This window comes from Promicromonospora sp. NPDC060271, from assembly GCF_042726755.1.
Taxonomy (GTDB): domain Bacteria; phylum Actinomycetota; class Actinomycetes; order Actinomycetales; family Cellulomonadaceae; genus Promicromonospora.
The window spans coordinates 25081-41559 of the sequence record NZ_JBHXBG010000027.1 but is presented as its reverse complement, the minus strand read 5'-3'; the positions used below and the strand labels follow the sequence as shown (position 1 = coordinate 41559).

At 71.3% G+C, this 16479-nt stretch carries 11 protein-coding genes; 5 read left to right on the top strand and 6 right to left on the bottom strand.

Annotated elements, in window-relative coordinates; translation table 11 throughout:
* Positions 1–69 precede the first annotated feature (69 nt).
* On the bottom strand, positions 70–690 hold the full coding sequence (locus ACFWE2_RS06835; protein WP_377223459.1) for a hypothetical protein: 621 nt from the start codon (positions 688–690) through the stop codon (positions 70–72).
* Positions 691–701: 11 nt separating this feature from the next.
* The gene (locus ACFWE2_RS06830) at positions 702–2348 is read right to left on the bottom strand and encodes a PspC domain-containing protein (protein WP_377223458.1); all 1647 of its coding nucleotides are present in this window, start codon (positions 2346–2348) and stop codon (positions 702–704) included.
* Between the two features lie 135 nt (positions 2349–2483).
* On the opposite strand from ACFWE2_RS06830, the gene ACFWE2_RS06825 reads away from it, so the two are divergent.
* From ACFWE2_RS06825 to ACFWE2_RS06810, 4 genes are all read left to right on the top strand, one after another.
* Positions 2484–3893, top strand: coding sequence for a PspC domain-containing protein (locus ACFWE2_RS06825; RefSeq protein ID WP_377223457.1), 1410 nt, complete (start codon positions 2484–2486; stop codon positions 3891–3893).
* Complete coding sequence (locus ACFWE2_RS06820) at positions 3890–4585, top strand: LuxR C-terminal-related transcriptional regulator (RefSeq protein ID WP_377223456.1); 696 nt, start codon at positions 3890–3892, stop codon at positions 4583–4585. The genes ACFWE2_RS06825 and ACFWE2_RS06820 overlap by 4 nt, the downstream gene beginning before the upstream one ends.
* Positions 4586–4808: 223 nt before the next feature.
* Positions 4809–7559: a choice-of-anchor P family protein gene (locus ACFWE2_RS06815; RefSeq protein ID WP_377223455.1), complete on the top strand. Its 2751-nt coding sequence runs from the start codon at positions 4809–4811 to the stop codon at positions 7557–7559.
* A 276-nt stretch (positions 7560–7835) separates the two neighbouring features.
* Entirely contained in the window at positions 7836–8624 is a 789-nt protein-coding gene (locus ACFWE2_RS06810) for a hypothetical protein (protein WP_377223454.1), read from the top strand.
* 52 nt (positions 8625–8676) lie between these two features.
* On the opposite strand, the gene ACFWE2_RS06805 is transcribed toward ACFWE2_RS06810, so the two are convergent.
* From ACFWE2_RS06805 to ACFWE2_RS06790, 4 genes are all read right to left on the bottom strand, one after another.
* Positions 8677–11484, bottom strand: a complete 2808-nt coding sequence (locus ACFWE2_RS06805) for an immune inhibitor A domain-containing protein (protein ID WP_377223453.1) — start codon at positions 11482–11484, stop codon at positions 8677–8679.
* A 290-nt stretch (positions 11485–11774) separates the two neighbouring features.
* The gene (gene cobA, locus ACFWE2_RS06800; protein ID WP_377223452.1) at positions 11775–13073 is read right to left on the bottom strand and encodes a uroporphyrinogen-III C-methyltransferase; all 1299 of its coding nucleotides are present in this window, start codon (positions 13071–13073) and stop codon (positions 11775–11777) included.
* 40 nt (positions 13074–13113) lie between these two features.
* Positions 13114–13974: a phosphoadenylyl-sulfate reductase gene (locus ACFWE2_RS06795; RefSeq protein WP_377223451.1), complete on the bottom strand. Its 861-nt coding sequence runs from the start codon at positions 13972–13974 to the stop codon at positions 13114–13116.
* Positions 13971–15689, bottom strand: coding sequence for a nitrite/sulfite reductase (locus tag ACFWE2_RS06790; RefSeq protein WP_377223450.1), 1719 nt, complete (start codon positions 15687–15689; stop codon positions 13971–13973). Before ACFWE2_RS06790 ends, ACFWE2_RS06795 begins: the two co-directional genes overlap by 4 nt.
* Before the next feature lie 429 nt (positions 15690–16118).
* Between ACFWE2_RS06790 and ACFWE2_RS06785 the strand changes: the two genes are divergently transcribed.
* Positions 16119–16472, top strand: coding sequence for a hypothetical protein (locus ACFWE2_RS06785; protein ID WP_116673682.1), 354 nt, complete (start codon positions 16119–16121; stop codon positions 16470–16472).
* The last annotated feature ends 7 nt before the right edge of the window (positions 16473–16479 follow it).

Genomic DNA, 16479 nt, shown 5'->3' with positions numbered 1-16479 from the left:
CCTGTCCGGGTCTCCCTGTGTCGCCAGGGGGACCCGGACAGGCGCTCTACCTCGCCAGACCGCAGGGGCTCAGCGTCGGCGGATGCTCGAGACCACCGATCCGACGACGAGGATCACGCCTGCCGCACCGAGCAGCAGGATGAGGGCGACGCCCACGTCGAACATCACGCCGGCGGAGACCGCGAGGATGCCGAGGCCGACGGCGATCACTATCAGCCCCCACACCGCCGTCCCGACACGTGGTCCGCGCCGCGTGGCCGCCTGGGTCGGCTGCGCCGGAGCAGACGTCGGAGTGGTCGTCGGAGCGGACGCCGGAGCGGTCGCCCCGGGCGTGGCGGGTACCTCGCGTGCCGGGTCGCGCGGTGCGGCGACCGGGTCGGAGTCGTCGCGTGCCGGGGCATCCTGGACGGCGGTCGCCGCCGCCTCCTGCTCCTGTGCCCGTGCCGCGGCGATGCCGTAGGCCGGGTGCACCTCACCCTCGGGGGCGGGGCCCTCAGTCGCTGGGCCCTCGGGCAGCCGCTGGGTGGCCTGGGCGATCTCCTGCGTCGGCGGGGTCTCCGCCGCGGGCAGCACCTCGGTGGTGCCCGAGTCCTGCGGGTTCTTGTTGTCCATGGTTTCGCTCGTGTCCTGGCCCTCGGGCCGGCTCGGGGTCTTGCTCGGGTTCTCGTGGTCGCTCGTGTGCTCGGTCATGGCGCGCTCCCTCACTTGGTCTCGCTCACGATGACTTCGCCTGCGCCGGCCTCGATGTCGAGGGTCAGCACCGCGCCGTCCTCTCCGACCTCGTCGCTGGCGAAGTAGGTGTCCGATCCGACGCCGCTCGCGGCCCGGTCGTGGTCGTCCACGTTCCACTGGACGTGCCCCGCTGCGACATAGGCGTTCGCCTCCACCGCGATGTCCGCCGGGACGTTCACGACGGTCTGGCCCGCGCCGAGCTGGATCGGCACGACCACCGGGTCGCCCGGCTCGACCTCGGACAGGTCCAGCTCGGTGAGGTCGATGACGGGGTCGCCCCACTGGACGTAGAAGCCGTTCTCCGCCTCCTGCACGGTCTGCACCATGACGGTGCCCTCCGTGATGGTGGCCGCGTCCGGGTTGTTGGAGCCCGACACGTAGCCCTCGATCTCGCGGCTGCTCGTCATGGCGTCGTCCACCCAGCGCGGGCCCACGGTGTCGGCGACGGCCACGTAGGCGACGCCGAACAGCATGGCGACGATCGCGAAGAACCCGAGCAGACCGCTGGTGCGGCCACGCATGGCCGAGACGAGGATCGCGATGCCCAGCGTCACGGTCGCGAGGCCCAGCCAGACGGAGCCGAGCTGACCGAGGCCGTCGGGCAGGCCGGAGGCGTCCATCCGCTGGAGACCCAGGAGCAGGGCGCCGGCCAGCAGGATCACTCCCATCGTGACCCCGACGGTGGCCCCGCCCGGGCCGCGGTGCACGCGGGGTGCGGGCGGGGTGTAGACCGGCTGCGGCGGGATCGTCTGGGTCGGGCTGGACCGGTACGGCGTCTGTGTCTGGCGGTAGGGCGCCGGGCCGGCGCCGGTCGCGTAGACGAGGCCGTCGGGTCGGCGGTACTCGACCGGCGGTGCGGGTGTGAAGTGGGCGGACGCGCCGGGGTCGCCGGGACGCTGCGGGGCGGAACCGGCGGGCGCACCAGGAGCCTGCGGGCCAGGAGCCTGCACGCCCGGGGTCGGCACGCCCGCGGCGGGAGTGCCAGGGGTGGGCACACCGGGGTTCCCCGCGACCGCGCCGGTACGGAGGGCGGCGTTGTCGCGGCGTCGCTGCACGCCCTGCACGATCAGGTAGAACACCACACCGAGGACGGCCAGCCAGAAGAGGAAGGCGAGCCACTCCCAGCCGCTGTCGTCCCACCAGCCGGACGGTCCGCCCCAGGCGAAGCCCGTGAGGAACACGGCCACCGACCCGAGCATCGCGACGTCGAAGTTGCCGCGCGTCGCCTCCTGCAGGTGGATGCGGCCGTCGCGTTCGGGCAGCAGCGCCCAGCCGATGCCGTACAGGATGAGGCCGAGCCCACCGAGGAAGAAGCTCACGACAAGGATGCCGCGGACCAGCAGCGGGTCCCAGCCGATGCGCTCGGCGACGCCGCCCGCGACGCCGCCCACCCAGCGCTGCTCGGAGCGCGGGAACAGACCGCGGCGGATGGATGCGAAGAAGCCGGACTCCGGGTAGGGCTTCTGCCCGGGTGCGACAGGTGCAGGATCGACCATCGGGTCGGTCGCTGGATCGACTGCTGGCTCGAAGGCCGGGCCGGCGTGCTCGGCGTCCGGTCCGACCGGCGCCTCCGGCCCAGGCGTTGCGCCCTCTGGACGCGTCTCGTCGGTGCTCATGCCTCAATGCTGCGCGCCCGGCGCCCCGTGCGGCATCGGGACCTGCCCTGAACCAACCCTGGTTAGTCCCGCGCGGGACCCTGAGATCCAGGCTCAGGCGTGTTCAGGGGAGTCCGGACATGTGACGATCGGGGTGTGAACCAGAGACTCACCCTCCGCCGGCCAAGCAGCGCGGGCCCTGGATACAGCCGCCGCTGGGTGGCCGGCGTCGCCGCAGGCCTCGCGGCGCACATGGGCGTACCCGTGTGGCTGGTCCGGGTCGCGTTCCTGATCCTCGTCTGGTTCGCCGGAGCCGGAGTCGTGGCCTACGTCTTCTGGTGGGTCACCATCCCAGCGGGCATCCCGGCGGTGGCCGCCGACACCGTGCCCACCGAACGCCGTCGGCTCGCGCCGCGGCTGACCACGGACGCGAATGCCGACGCCGGCGCCGCCGACCGGGCGGCATCGCTCGTCGAGCGCGTCCGCCTCTCGGGGCCGGTGTCGAGGCTCGCGGTCCGGGACATCTGGATCGGCGTGGTCCTGCTGTCCAGCGCCGCGCTCCTGATCGCGCTCCGCGCCGACTGGGACCCGGTCGCATCGTGGGTGCTGCCCGCCCTCATCGGGCTCGGCGGCGTCGCCCTGGCCTGGAGCCAGATCGACGCGACCGAACGGGATCGCTGGGTGGGCGGCTCGGGCACGGGCCTCAGGTCCCGGCCGGCGCTGCTGCGGCTCGCCGGCGGCGTCGTGCTCACCATGCTGGGTGTCCTGATGCTCGTGGGCCAGGACACGCCGTGGAGCGTGCTGATGCAGGCCGCCATCGCCTCGGTAGCGATGGTGGCAGGCCTCGTGCTCGTGTCGGTGCCGTGGTGGTTCCGGCTCGTGCGCCAGCTCGGCGACGAGCGTGCCGCCCACGCCCGGGAGGCCGAGCGCGCCGACATCGCCGCGCACCTGCACGACTCGGTGCTCCAGACCCTTGCCCTGATCCGCGCGCAGGCCGCGGACCCGGAGGCCGTCTCACGCATGGCTCGCGCCCAGGAGCGCGAGCTGCGCGGGTGGCTCTACGACGACCGGCAGGAACCCGGCACGTCGGTGGCCGCCGAGCTGAAGGAGCTGGTCGCCGAGATCGAGGACGCCGTGGCGCCGCTCACGGTGGAGACCGTGGTGGTGGGGGACTGCCCGCCCACCGAGAGCACCTCGGCACTGCTGCAGGCGGCGCGCGAGGCTCTGCTGAACGCGTTCAAGCACGGCGCTCCGCCCGTGTCCGTATACCTTGAGATCACTGACGCCGTGGCGGAGGCGTTCGTCCGCGACCGGGGCGACGGCTTCGACCTCGACGAGATCGCGCAGGACCGGTTCGGCGTCCGGGAGTCGATCCTCGGCAGGGTCCGTCGTCGTGGTGGCACCGCCGAGGTGGTCAGCCGGCCTGGCTGGGGTACCGAGGTGCGGTTGCGGATGCCGCTCGAGAAGCCCGCGAACGGCGACAAGAAGAACGAGAAGAACGGCAGGGCGCGGGCCACGACGGCCCCCAGCGCTGCGCCAACCACTGCGGAAGGTGCGACGAGATGACAACCCAGGCAACGGTCTCGGGCGGTGGGCTGGTGTCCCTCCCGGTGCCCGTGGTGCTCGTGGACGACCACCACCTGTTCCGTACGGGCGTGCGCGCCTCGTTGGACGACCGGGTGACCGTGGTGGGCGAGGCGTTCGACGTCGACTCCGCGGTGGCCAAGGTGCACGAGCACCGGCCGCCCGTCGTGCTGCTCGACGTGCATCTGCCCGGCGGCAACGGTGGCGGCGGTGCCGAGGTGGTGCAGCGCTGCTCCGACCTGCTGGCGGAGGGCGTGCGGTTCCTCGCGTTGTCCGTCTCCGACGCGGCAGAGGACGTCGTCTCCGTCATCCGCGCCGGCGCACGTGGCTACGTCACGAAGAACATCGCGCCGTCGGAGCTGTCGTCGGCGGTGGTGCAGGTCGCAGGCGGGGACGCGGTCTTCTCGCCGCGGCTGGCCGGCTTCGTGCTCGACGCGTTCGGCGCGTCCGCGAACGACGTGGCGGTCGCCGACGACGAGCTCGACCGGCTCTCGAAGCGCGAGCAGGAGGTCATGCGGCTCATCGCGCGCGGCTACTCCTACCGGGAGGTCGCGAGCGAGCTGTTCATCTCGATCAAGACGGTGGAGACCCACGTCAGCGCGGTCCTCCGCAAGCTCCAGCTCTCTTCGAGATACGAACTGACCCGCTGGGCGGTAGCCCGCCGCCTCCTCTGAATCCTGTTGAGTGCTGGATATTCGCCCTTCGACGGCTTGAGAAGGGGCGAATATCCAGCACTCAACGTGGTCCGGAATGGACTGAAACGCCCTCCTTAGGTGCGGACCTGCACTGCACCCACGCCGAAGTGAGGGAGACATGTTCATGCGTTCACACAGATCCGCTTCACGATCCGCTTCACTCAGATCCGCTTCGCACAGCTTCGCCTCTGCAGCCCTCGCCGTGCTCCTGACCTGCACGGCCCTGATCGGTACGACGTCAGCGGCGGGAGCGGCGTCGCCACCCGACACCGTGCCACCGGACGCCGGGGAACGGGCGCTAATCGCGAAGGCCGAGAAGGACGGGCCGCAGAGCGTCATCGTCGAGGTGTCGAAGGTCGGCGGACAGCGGGCCGTGCTCGGCGAGATGCGCGCCAGCGGACACTCGGTCCGTACGACAACGGTCTTCGACCTGTACCCGCTGGCCACCGTGACCGCCGACGCCGAGGCGATCGAGGAGCTCGCGCAGTCGCCGGACGTCGTCCGCGTGCACCCGGACGAGCTGCACGAGCCCACCATGGACTCCAGCCTGCCGGTCATCAACGGTGACGACGTGCACGCGCGAGGGATCACCGGTGGCGGGCAGACCGTCGCGATCCTGGACACGGGCATCGACGCGGCGCACGAGTACTTCGGCGGCCGGGTGGCGGAGGAGGCGTGCTTCTCCGGCGGCGGTGACGGCGACTCCCTGTGCCCGAACGGCCAGGAGGAGCAGACCGGAGCCGGCGCGGCCCAGTGCGACGTGGCGCTCTGCGACCACGGTACCCACGTGGCGGGTACTGCCGCCGGTGCGGACACCGGCGGCGCCCCGGGGAACGGTGTCGCTCCGGTGTCCGACATCGTCGCGGTCCAGGTCTTCTCCCGCTTCAACGACGACGCGGACTGCGACGGCAACGCGCCGTGCGTCAGGGCGTCCTCCAACGACATCATCGAGGGCCTCGAGCACGTGCAGGCCCTTGCCGCGAACCGGGACATCGCGGCGGTGAACCTGAGCCTCGGGGGCGGCGAGCACAGCACGCACTGCAACAACAGCCCCTACCGGTCGGTGCTGCAGGGGGTGCGCTCAGCGGGCATCGCTCCCGTGATCGCGGCGGGCAACGACAGCCTCGGCGCCGCCGTCGGCTCGCCCGGTTGCGTGCCGGAGGCGATCACCGTGGGTGCGACCAACGACGACGACAGCGTCGCCGGCTTCTCCAACCGCGGCGTGCTGCTCGACGTGTTCGCCCCGGGGAGCGACATCACGTCGTCGATCCCCAGCGACTCGAACGACGGCTACGCGTCGTTCAACGGCACGTCCATGGCCGCGCCGCACGTGGCCGGCGCCTTCGCGCTGCTCCGCGAGGAGCGGCCCGACGCGAGCGTGGACGAGCTCGAGGCCCTGCTGGAGGACACCGGTGTCGACGTCACGTACGACAGCGGTGGCAACCAGGTCACGACCCCGCGCATCGACCTGGCGGCGGCGCTGCCGCAGCAGCAGTCGGGCCTGACCTACACCGGGCCGACGTCGGCGGTGCTGGCCCAGTCGTTCACGGCGTCGGCCACGCTCACGGCGGGCGGGAACCCGCTGGCGGGAGCGACCGTGTCGTTCACGCTCGGCTCGGGCGGTGGGTCGCAGGAGTGCTCGGGGACGACCAACGGCTCGGGTGTGGCGAGCTGCTCGCTCACCCCGACCGACGCGCCGGGCGAGACCACGCTGACCGCCGAGTTCGCGGGCAACCGGGACGTGGCGCCGGCGAGCGACACCGTCCCGTTCACCATCGGTCGGCAGCCGACCGTCGTGACCTACACCGGGCCCACCGAGGCCGACTTCCACGACGCGTTCACCCCCTCGGCGACCCTGACCGCGGGTGGCAGCCCGGTGTCGGGCCAGACCGTCTCGTTCTCGCTCGGTTCCGGTGGCGGTTCGCAGGAGTGCTCGGGGACGACCAACGGCCAGGGCGTGGCGAGCTGCTCGCTGACGCCCACCGACGAGCCGGGCCAGACGACCATCGACGTGTCCTTCGCCGGGACCGGGACGTTCGAGCCGTCGAGCGACTCCGACCCGTTCACGATCACCCGGCAGGAGACGGCGCTCCGGTACACCGGCCCTGACCGGGTGGCGAACGGGACCGCCGTCGAGCTGTCCGGGGTGCTCACCGAGGAGACGACCGAGGGCCCGGGGGTCTCGGGCCGGGACGTGACGCTCGCCCTGGGCGCCGGCGCGGACCGGCAGGAGTGCACGGGTACCACCGGAGCCTCCGGCGCGGTGGCCTGCACCATCCAGGTGGTGGACCAGCCGCTGAATGCGGACGCCACGGTGCCCGTGTCCGTCGAGTTCGCCGGCGACACGTACTACGAGCCGTCGACGGCGTCCGCGACCGTGCTCCTCGAGTACTACACCGGCCGGGCGTTCGGGCTCAGCGGTGACGTGCCGCTCCCGCTGGTCGGGTTCGAGCTCGAGCCCACGCCGGACACGGGTGAGATCAGGACGGCGGACGCCTCGTCCACGAACACCGCGTGCCTGGCGGCGCTGAACCTGCTCCTGCTGCGGGCGAACGCCGTCTGCCCGGACGTGACCACGAGCCTGGCACCCGGGACGTCGGTGGCCACCACGACCGTGGACGAGGTGCGGATCGGCATCCCGGGGCTGCCGGTGATCGAGGTGGAGAACGCCACCGCCCAGGCCACGAGCACGTGCGCAGGGGACGGCTCGGCGACCGGAACCACGGAGATGACACTCCGCGTCGGCGGCCAGGTCATCGACATCGGCACCGAGCCGAACACGGTGGTCGAGCTGCCGGGCGTCGCGCGGATCGTCGTCAACGAACAGGTGCGGGACCCGGAGGCCGACCACGGGCTGACGGTCCGGGCGCTCCACCTGACCGCGCTGCAAGGGGGTCTGGCCGACGTCGTCGTGGCATCCGCGACGAGCGGCGTGCACAACTGCGCGAGCTGATGTACCGGCTGAGGTGCCGGCCGAGTACCTGCTGATCCGGGGGCCCGTCGCGCGAGGGCGCGGCGGGCCCCTGGCTGTGCGCGGGACCCTGGGCATACCGCGAGCAACAGGATGAAGATGGCCGGAACCCGTTCTACCTGGTAGTTCGCGTTGGTACGCTGCTGTGCCCCAGCAGGGGAGCGTTTGTCGGAGGGGGCTTCGGCGGGGTGGTCTGCTGCTCGTGCCGAGCTGATGACGGCTGACCCGACCGATTCGAGACGAAGAAAACCAACCTCCATGCGGACCAGTCGACTAGTCAGCCTCATGATCGCGCTGGTCGCCGCCATCATCTGGGTGGTGAGCACCTACGCGAACGCATCGAACTCCTGGGATCCGCTGAACTTCGTCCTGCGGATCGCCGCGGGTGCCGTGACGATCGCAGCCGCGGCCGAGTGGCTGGTGCTGAGCGTCCGCGAGAGCCGGCGGGAGAGGCTCCGCGACGGCCGGACGACGGGCGTCCACGCGGGCGGTTCCCGGAGGAGGGCACGGCGGGGTGTGCGACCCGTGCCGGGGCCGGAGCCGGCGCAGGCGCCGGCGGTCCCGAGTCCCGAGCCGGCGCCGCCTCGTCCGGAACCGGTAGTGCCCCGTCCGGAGCAGGTAGCCCCGAGCCCCGAGCCGGTCGTGTCGAGCCCTACGGCCGCGGTGCGGCGCAGTGCGGGCTCCGGGACGGTGGCCGACAAGCTCCTGTCGGTTCTCGGTCGCCGCCGCTCGCCGGCCCAGGACCTGGCCGTCGTCGCGGCCGGCGGGGCCGTGCTGGTCGTCGCGTACCTGATGGAGCGCAAGGTCCGGCGGGTCGTGGTGCGCGTCGGCCTGGACGCGGCGTCCGTGGCGTCGCTGGAGTCGGTGCTTGGCGCGGCGCCGCACCGGGTGTTCGGGACGCAGCAGCCGTCCCGAGGGCTGTTCGAGCGGTCCGCGTACACGCAGGTCGAGGGCGCCTCACGGTCCGGGGCCTGGAGCATCGCCGTCCCGACGGCCGACGTCGACCTGCTCCGGTACGTCCTCGCGCGAGCTGACGAGGTCCGCTGAGGCGGGACCACCTGGCTGGTGGTCCCGCCCCGGTACTGCGACTAGGTGTGGATCACGACCCCGACGAGAGGGGCGGCGTGATCTGGATCAGGGCAGAGGTGTTGCCCTTGAACGCCTTCTTCAGGTGGATCACGGTGCCGTAGCCGACGCCGTCGTCCTCGGGGTTGCCGGTGCCCGTGACGGCGCCGATGCCGAAGTCCTGCCCGAACAGCTCCGGCAGGAGCTGTCCGCGCTCGTCGACCATCCGCACCGAGTAGGGCGCGTTGCCGACGGACGGCACGACCGTCGACGCGTCGTTGTCCCGGTAGTACAGGCTGCCGTTGTCGTTCAGCTCGAGCCCGGGGTACCAGCCGGCGTCGTCCCGGAACGTGCGCACCGGTGCCTGTGCCCCGAAGTCCGTGCAGAACTCCACCGTCGTGTCCGTACCCGTGATGCACTCGGTGAACGGGTACGTCGGCTTGAGGCCGAACGCGACGTTCGAGGACTGCGCACGGGACGGGACGTTCTTCAGCACCGACGTGTCCGGCGTGGCCGAGTCGTCGCGCCGCAGCGGGTCGAAGTGGCTGTCGACCAGCAGCAGACCGCCCTTCGGCCCGGTGCTCGGGAGCGCCGACAGGTTGCTCAGTACCAGGTTGGCGCTGCCGTACGTGGTGTCCCGGTACCAGACGAGCATGCCCGGCGCGTTGTACGCGACCTTCTCGACCTTCCACGCGTCCGTCTGCGGCGCGGCGTAGGTGGAGTCGTACCCGTACTTCAGGCCCTTGTCGAAGCCGTCCAGGTTCCGCCACTCGACCAGGTAGTACTGCGCCTGGACCGACGAGCCGGAGGTGGTGTGCCAGCCGGCGCCGGTGGTGTCGACGAACGTCGTCGCCTCGGTGGTCCAGCCCGGGTCCGTCGTCTCGACGTCGTCGCTCCACACGACCGTGTCACCGCTGGTGAGCTCGAAGTCGTCGGAGAACCAGCCGCGCTCCTGGAAGGCGGCGTCCGTCGCGTAGCGCAGCCGGATGTCGACGGTGGTCCCCGCGAACGCGGACAGGTCAACGTTGAGGTGGCCCCAGCCGTCGGTGGTGCCGGTCAGGCCGTACTTCTTGTCGCCGAAGTCGGCCATGCGGCCGTTCGGGTCCGCGTACCCGTCCGGGGTGGTGATCTCGTTCCCGTCGTCGTCGAGGACCTTCTGCTCCGCCCAGGTGGCGCCGCCGTCGGTCGAGACCTCGACGAAGCCGTAGTCCCAGTCCTCCTCGATCACGTAGTCGGCCCAGAAGGAGAACGTGGCGTCGGCCGGGACCTCGACGGTCCGCGACAGCCGCACGTCGGCCCAGTCCTGGTCGGCACCGGAGTACCACATGCCCTCGCCGCTGTGCGGCGTGCCGAGCGTGATCTCCTTGTCCGGCAGGTTGACCTTGACGCCGTCCGCCGTACCCTTCAGCGGGCGGGACGCCTGGCCCACCTTGACGCTGGTCGGGTCGTCTCCCGGGTTCACCTCGACCGGGTCCACCCAGCCGAGCACCCACTTGTCCCAGATGCCCATGTGCGTGGGCATCGACTGGAAGATGGGGCCCGAGTGCGAGCCGGAGCTCATCAGGTCCCAGAAGTCGACGTCGGAGTCGCCGCCGCTACCGGTGTCGTACAGGTCGGGCAGACCGAGGTCGTGGCCGTACTCGTGGGCGAACACGCCGACGCCGGAGTCCTCCGGCTGCACGATGTAGTTGGAGAGCTTCAGGTCGGTGCCGGGGATGTCGGCGCCGCCCGCGACGGCCGACGAGTGGGCCCAGATGGCGTAGGTGCCCTGCTCACCACCGCCGCCCGACTTGTCCTCACCCGCGTGGACGAGGACCACGTGGTCGATGACGCCGTCCGGCTCGAGGACGTTGCCGTCGTCGTCGCGGTCGCCCTGGTCCTCGATGTCGTAGTCGGCCCACGGGAAGTCGGGCTGCAGCTCGGCGAGCGCCGCGACGGCGTCGATGGGGAGCTGGCCGGCGCCGAGCGGGTTGTCGGGGTGGCCGTTCATGGACTGGTAGGCGCCGGCCTCCCACTCGCCCTCGTCGTTCTTGAAGCAGCGCTGCGCGCCGTAGTAGCCCTCGGAGTGCGGCACGTTGACCCACGGCGTGGCCTCGCCGGAGACGGTGTAGGCGCCCCGTGACATCTCCTCGTACATGTTCTTCATGGTGTAGCCGGAGATGTCGATGCCCGGCTTGCCGTCCGGCCCCGTGAGGTCCGGGCGGACCCGCTTCGTGATGCCCTTTTCGCTGAAGAGCATCTTGTTGAAGTGGTCGGACGAGAAGTCCTTGACCCACATCGAGTTGTTGTCCGGCTGCGAGGCGTCGGCCGGGTTCGGGATGTTGTTGTGCAGGGGGCCGTTCTGGACGCTGCCCGGCATGCACTCCGACGAGCCCCAGTAGGTGGGCACCATCTGGTCGGTGAAGTCGTCGTTCGCGTTCTCGTTGAACTCGACCAGGATCGTCAGGAGCTTGGCCTCCTGCGTCTGCGGCGCGCGCTTGTAGCGGGACTGCTTGATCTCCTTGGGGCTCGAACCCGTGACGACCGCCTGGTTCTCGAGCTCGGCGAGCTTCCGGGCCGCAGCGGGGTTGCCGCCGGCGAACTTCCTGTCGATCTCGTCCGAGGCGGCCTGGACGGACGCATCGACGCCCACGCCGGTCTCGCCCTCGGCCCTGTGGAGCACGGTGCGGCCGCCGGGCGTGATCTCGATGTCGTCGTCGATCTCGGGCTGTGCGGCGACGTCGGCGTAGTTGATGTAGTGCTCTGAGCTCTGGATGGTTGGTGCGCTGGTGCCGGTGGCCGACGCCGTCGTCGCACCTCCGGTCGCGGCGAGCCCGGCGACGGCGAGCGCGATGGCAGGCATCGCGGCGACCGTGCACCGGAGCGTGCGTCGTGTCCTTGTTCTCATGCGTTCTCCCAGATCAGGCCGTCGGCATTGGTCGTGTGACGGCAGGGCAGAAGGCCGCCGAGTATGGCGGCGTCTGCATGCCTACCGGAACATGACCTACTGCAAAAGGGGAGTTGAAGACTTTTCCCCCATAGGCGGCCGAAATCACCCGCACTATTTCTTGGGAGCGCGGGTAGGGAGAGAGTTCCGTTGAGTGCTGGGTTTTTGCCGGGTTGATGGCCTTCGCGCCGGCAGAAACCCAGCACTCAACGAGCTTGTTGCGCCCAGGCGGGCGAGAGGCGGACGACGTCGCCCACCACGATCACCGCGGGCGGTCGGACGCCGACGGCGGCGGCCCGCTCGGCGATGTCCGCCAGCGTGCCGACCGTGACGCGCTGCCGGGGACCGAAGCCGTCCTCGACGAGGGCGACCGGGGTGTCCGCCGGACGGTCGGCGGTCACGAGGGCGTCCGCCGTCTCGGCCAGCCGGGTGACGCCCATGAGCAGCACGAGCGTGTGGTCGGCGCCGCCGGGCACCCCCGCGGCGCCGTCGTGCCCGGTCAGGACGCTGAAGCCGCGCGCGACGCCCCGGTGCGTGACCGGGATGCCTGCCGCGGCGGGGACGGAGACGGCACTGGTCACGCCGGGCACGACCGCCACCTCGATGCCCGCCTCGCGGCATGCGGCGAGCTCCTCGCCGCCGCGACCGAACACGTACGGGTCGCCGCCCTTGAGGCGCACGACGTCGCGCCCCGCCAGGGCGTGCTGGACCAGCAGCGCGTTGATCTCGTCCTGCGGCACCGGGTGGTTGCCGCTCGTCTTGCCGACGTCGATGACCTCGACGTCGGGCGACAGCTCGCGCAGCAGGGCGCGCGGGCCGAGCCGGTCGACGACCACGACGTCGGCCTGCGCGAGCACCGAACGGCCGCGTGCTGTGACGAGACCGGTGTCGCCGGGTCCGCCGCCGACGAGCCAGACCCGTCCCGACGCACGCTCTACCGCGCCGGCACTGGTCGCCGAAGTAGAGCGTGTGTCGGACACACGCTCTACCTTGCCGATCCGGGGGCGGCGGCGGCGGAGTGGGAGGGTGCCCGACTGCAGGGCGGCCGCCACCGCGTCGCGGATCGCCGTGGCGCGCCGCGGGTCGCGGCCCGCGGTCACCGCGACGGTGACCTCGGCGTCGTCGGTGAGGGCCGTACGGGCGACAGCGGGAACCCAGGCGCTGCCCACCGAGGCGTCGCCCGCGGTGACGCAGAAGACCCGGGCACGCTCGGCGTCGTCGGACACCTGCTGGTCCACCGTGGGGGAACCCGTCGCCGTGTGCACGAGCCACGCCTCGTCGAGGTCGCCCGCACGGTAGGCGCGGGCGACGAGCTCCACAGCGCCGGGCGGCGAGACCTGGGCCAGCACCGACAGCTCCTCGCAGACGTCGGGTGCGATGACGCGCACCCGTGCGCCCGCCTCGACGAGCGCACGGGCGCGGCGCGCGGCGACCGGCCCGCCGCCGACCACGACGACGAGCCGCCCGGCGATCTTCAGCCCCAGCGGGTAGATCTCGTGCGCCACCCCTCCATCGTGCGCCCCGGCGGCCGGCAACGGCGCGACGTCAGACATGGAGACCGCACTCGTCCTTGTCGAGCCCGGCCCACCGGCCGGAGCGCGCGTCCTCGCCCGGCAGCGGCCGAGCGGTGCACGGCTCGCAGCCGACCGACGGGTAGCCGTCGGAGAGCAGCGGGTTGATCACGAGGCCGTGCCTGCTGGCGTACTCCGCGACCTGCTCCTCCGTCCACGCGGCGATCGGGTTGATCTTGACGACGCCGTTGCGCTCGTCCCAGGACACGAGCTGGGCGTTGGCGCGTGCGGCGGTCTCCTCGCGGCGTACGCCGGTGGCCCACGCCTCGTAGTTCTCGAGCGCCTTCTTCATCGGCGCGACCTTGCGCATGGCGCAGCAGGCCTCGGGGTCGCGGTCGTGCAGCTTGGGCCCGTACGCGGCGTCCTGCTCGGCCACGGTCAGCTCGGGGCGCACGTCGACGACGTTCACGTCCAGCTCGATCTCGACGGCGCCGCGGGTGCCGAGCGTCTCGGCGAAGTGGTAGCCCGTGTCGCCGAACAGCACGTCCACGAACGGGAACTGCTCGGACACGAGGTGGGACAGCACGGTGTCCTGCATCGAGGAGGCCACCGCCATGTACGGCCCGAACTCGCGCACGGCCCAGGCGATGACGGCCTGCGCGTCCGCCTCCGGCGTGTCCCCGCAGGCGTTGAGCTGCGCCTGCCCGCGCTCCACCACGGCGCGCAGCTCCTCAGGGGTGCGACGGCGGCGCTTGGCCCGCGCGGCCGGTCGCATGGCACGGATGCTCTCGCGGGCGGCGGCCCGGGCGCGGACCCGCGCGAGGCGCGGGTTCACCACCGAGCCCTGCCCGGAGAGCGGCAGAGAGGACGCTGGTGCGGCTGCTGTCGTGGTCATCTGAGAGCCTCCTCGTCGGCGCGGTGTGCCCACTGTGCGAACGTCTCTTCGCCGTCGTGGTCGGCGTCGTACCTGCGCACGACCCGCTCCACGTAGTCGCCGATCCCGTCGGCGGTCACCTTGAGCCCGCGCACGGTGCGCCCGAGCCCGGCGTCGTCCCGGTCCAGCGATGTCAGGCCGCCACCCAGGTGGACCTGGAAGCCGGGGACCTGGTTGCCGTCGTCGTCCAGGACGAGCTGGCCCTTGAGGCCGATGTCGGCGGTCTGGATGCGCGCGCAGGAGTTGGGGCAGCCGTTGACGTGCAGGCTCAGCGGCTTGAGGTTCTTCAGGTCCCCGAGGCGCTCCTCGAGCTGCGTGATCGCCTGGTCCGACGTCGCCTTGGTCTCGACGATCGCGAGCTTGCAGTACTCGATGCCCGTGCACGCGATCGTGTTCCGGCGGAAGTTGCTCGGCCGGGCCTGCAGCCCGAGCTCGGCGAGGCCCGCGACGACGGGCTCCACCTCGTCCTCGGCGACGTCGAGCACCAGCAGCTTCTGCTGCGGCGTCAGGCGGACCCTGCGGCTGCCGTGCGCCTCGGCCAGGTCGGCGAGCCGCGCGAGGATCTCGCCCGAGACGCGGCCCACCGTTGGTGCGGCGCCGATGTAGAAGCGGCCGTCGTGCTGCTCGTGGATGCCGACGTGGTCGCCGCGCTCGTCCAGCCCGAGCGAGGCCGGCGACGGCGGCTCGATGCTGTCGCGCAGCCGGTAGCCCAGGTACTCCGATTCGAGAACTTCGCGGAATTTTTCGGTGCCCCAGTCCGCGAGCAGGAACTTCAGGCGGGCCTTGTTGCGCAGCCGGCGGTAGCCGTAGTCGCGGAAGATGCGGACCACGCCGTGCCAGACCTCGGGGGCCTCCGCGGGGGAGACGAAGGCGTTCAGGCGCTCCGCGAGGCGCGGCGCGGTCGACAGCGCGCCGCCCACCCAGACGTCGTAGCCGATCCCGTGCTCGGGGTGGTCGACGGCGACGAACGAGACGTCGTTGATCTGGTGCACCACGTCGAGGCTCGGGTGGCCCGTGATCGCCGACTTGAACTTGCGGGGCAGGTTCGCCAGCGCCGGGTCACCGATGAAGCGCTCCTGGATCTCCTCGATCACCGGAGTGGGGTCGATCAGCTCGTCCTTGGCCACACCAGCGACCGGGCTGCCCAGGATCACGCGCGGGACGTCCCCGCAGGCCTCCGTGGTGCTCAGCCCCACGGCCTCCAGGCGGCGCCAGATCTCCGGCATCGCCTCGACCTCTATCCAGTGCAGCTGGAGGTTCTGGCGGTCGGTGATGTCGGCGGAGCCGCGGCCGAAGTCCGTGCTGATGCCCGCGATGACGCGCAGCTGCTCGGTCGTGAGCGCCCCGCCGTCGATCCGGACGCGAAGCATGAAGTACCTGTCCTCGAGCTCGTGCGGCTCGAGCGTCGCGGTCTTGCCGCCGTCGATCCCGGGCTTGCGCTGTGTGTACAGGCCCCACCAGCGGAACCGGCCGTGCAGGTCGTCGCCGGGGATGGAGTCGAAGCCCTCCTTGGCGTAGATCCGCTCGATCCGGTCACGGACCTCCAACGGGTCGGACTCCGCCTTGAACTCCTCGTTGTGGTTCAGGGGGGCGGTGCCGTCGATCTTCCACTGGCCGTTCGGACGAGCAGGGCGCTTCGTCGTCGCTCGGGGCTGGGCAGGGGCCGTGTTGACCATGTAGTGGGTCCTGTTCGTGCGGTGCGCGCGGGCATGGAAGCTGTGGCTGGGGGAGTTGTGCGCGTCGTACGGGCACAGGCGGCCGATTCCCGGGTGTGACCAGGGACTCAGTGCTGCGGGCCGGCGGCGCGCGCTGACCTTGCAGGGGCGAGGGGCGCGTCAGAGCTGACAGCTGCGACAGCAGTCGCAGGCACAGGTCGGCATTCGCATCTCGTGACGGGGTGTCACGAGGAAGATGCGCGCTGCCTTGGTCATGGCGATGACGTTAACCGCCGCTGGTAAAGGGCGGAAGAGGTCGTCCACATAGTGGATGTCTATCGAGTGCATCGATACTGCCTATGTATTTCCCTATCGAAACGGTAGGGAATTGCCCTGTTCCGCGGTCACCGTGAATACCCGCGGTGTCCCGCCGCCGATAGGCTGGCGGCCATGGAGTTCCTCTACAACGTCTTCGTGTTCCTGCACTTCGCGAGCTGGGCCCTGGTGTTCGGTGGCTCGATCGCGTCGATGCGCACGAAGGCCCTCTACAAGGGTGTCTCGCACGGCGCCATGGGAGCCGTCGTCGCTGGCGTGATCATGGTCGGCGTCGCCGAGATGGGCGGCCTCTGGGACGACGGCGGCCCGTCGATGGCGAAGATCGGCGTGAAGCTGGTCATCGCGCTCGCCGTCGCCGTGCTCGCCGTCATCGCGGTCCGCAAGGGTGAGGACGTCTCGAAGGGTCTCAAGGGCGCGGTGCTTGGCCTGACCCTGGTGAACATCCTGGTCGCGGTCTTCTGGAACTGACCGGCTG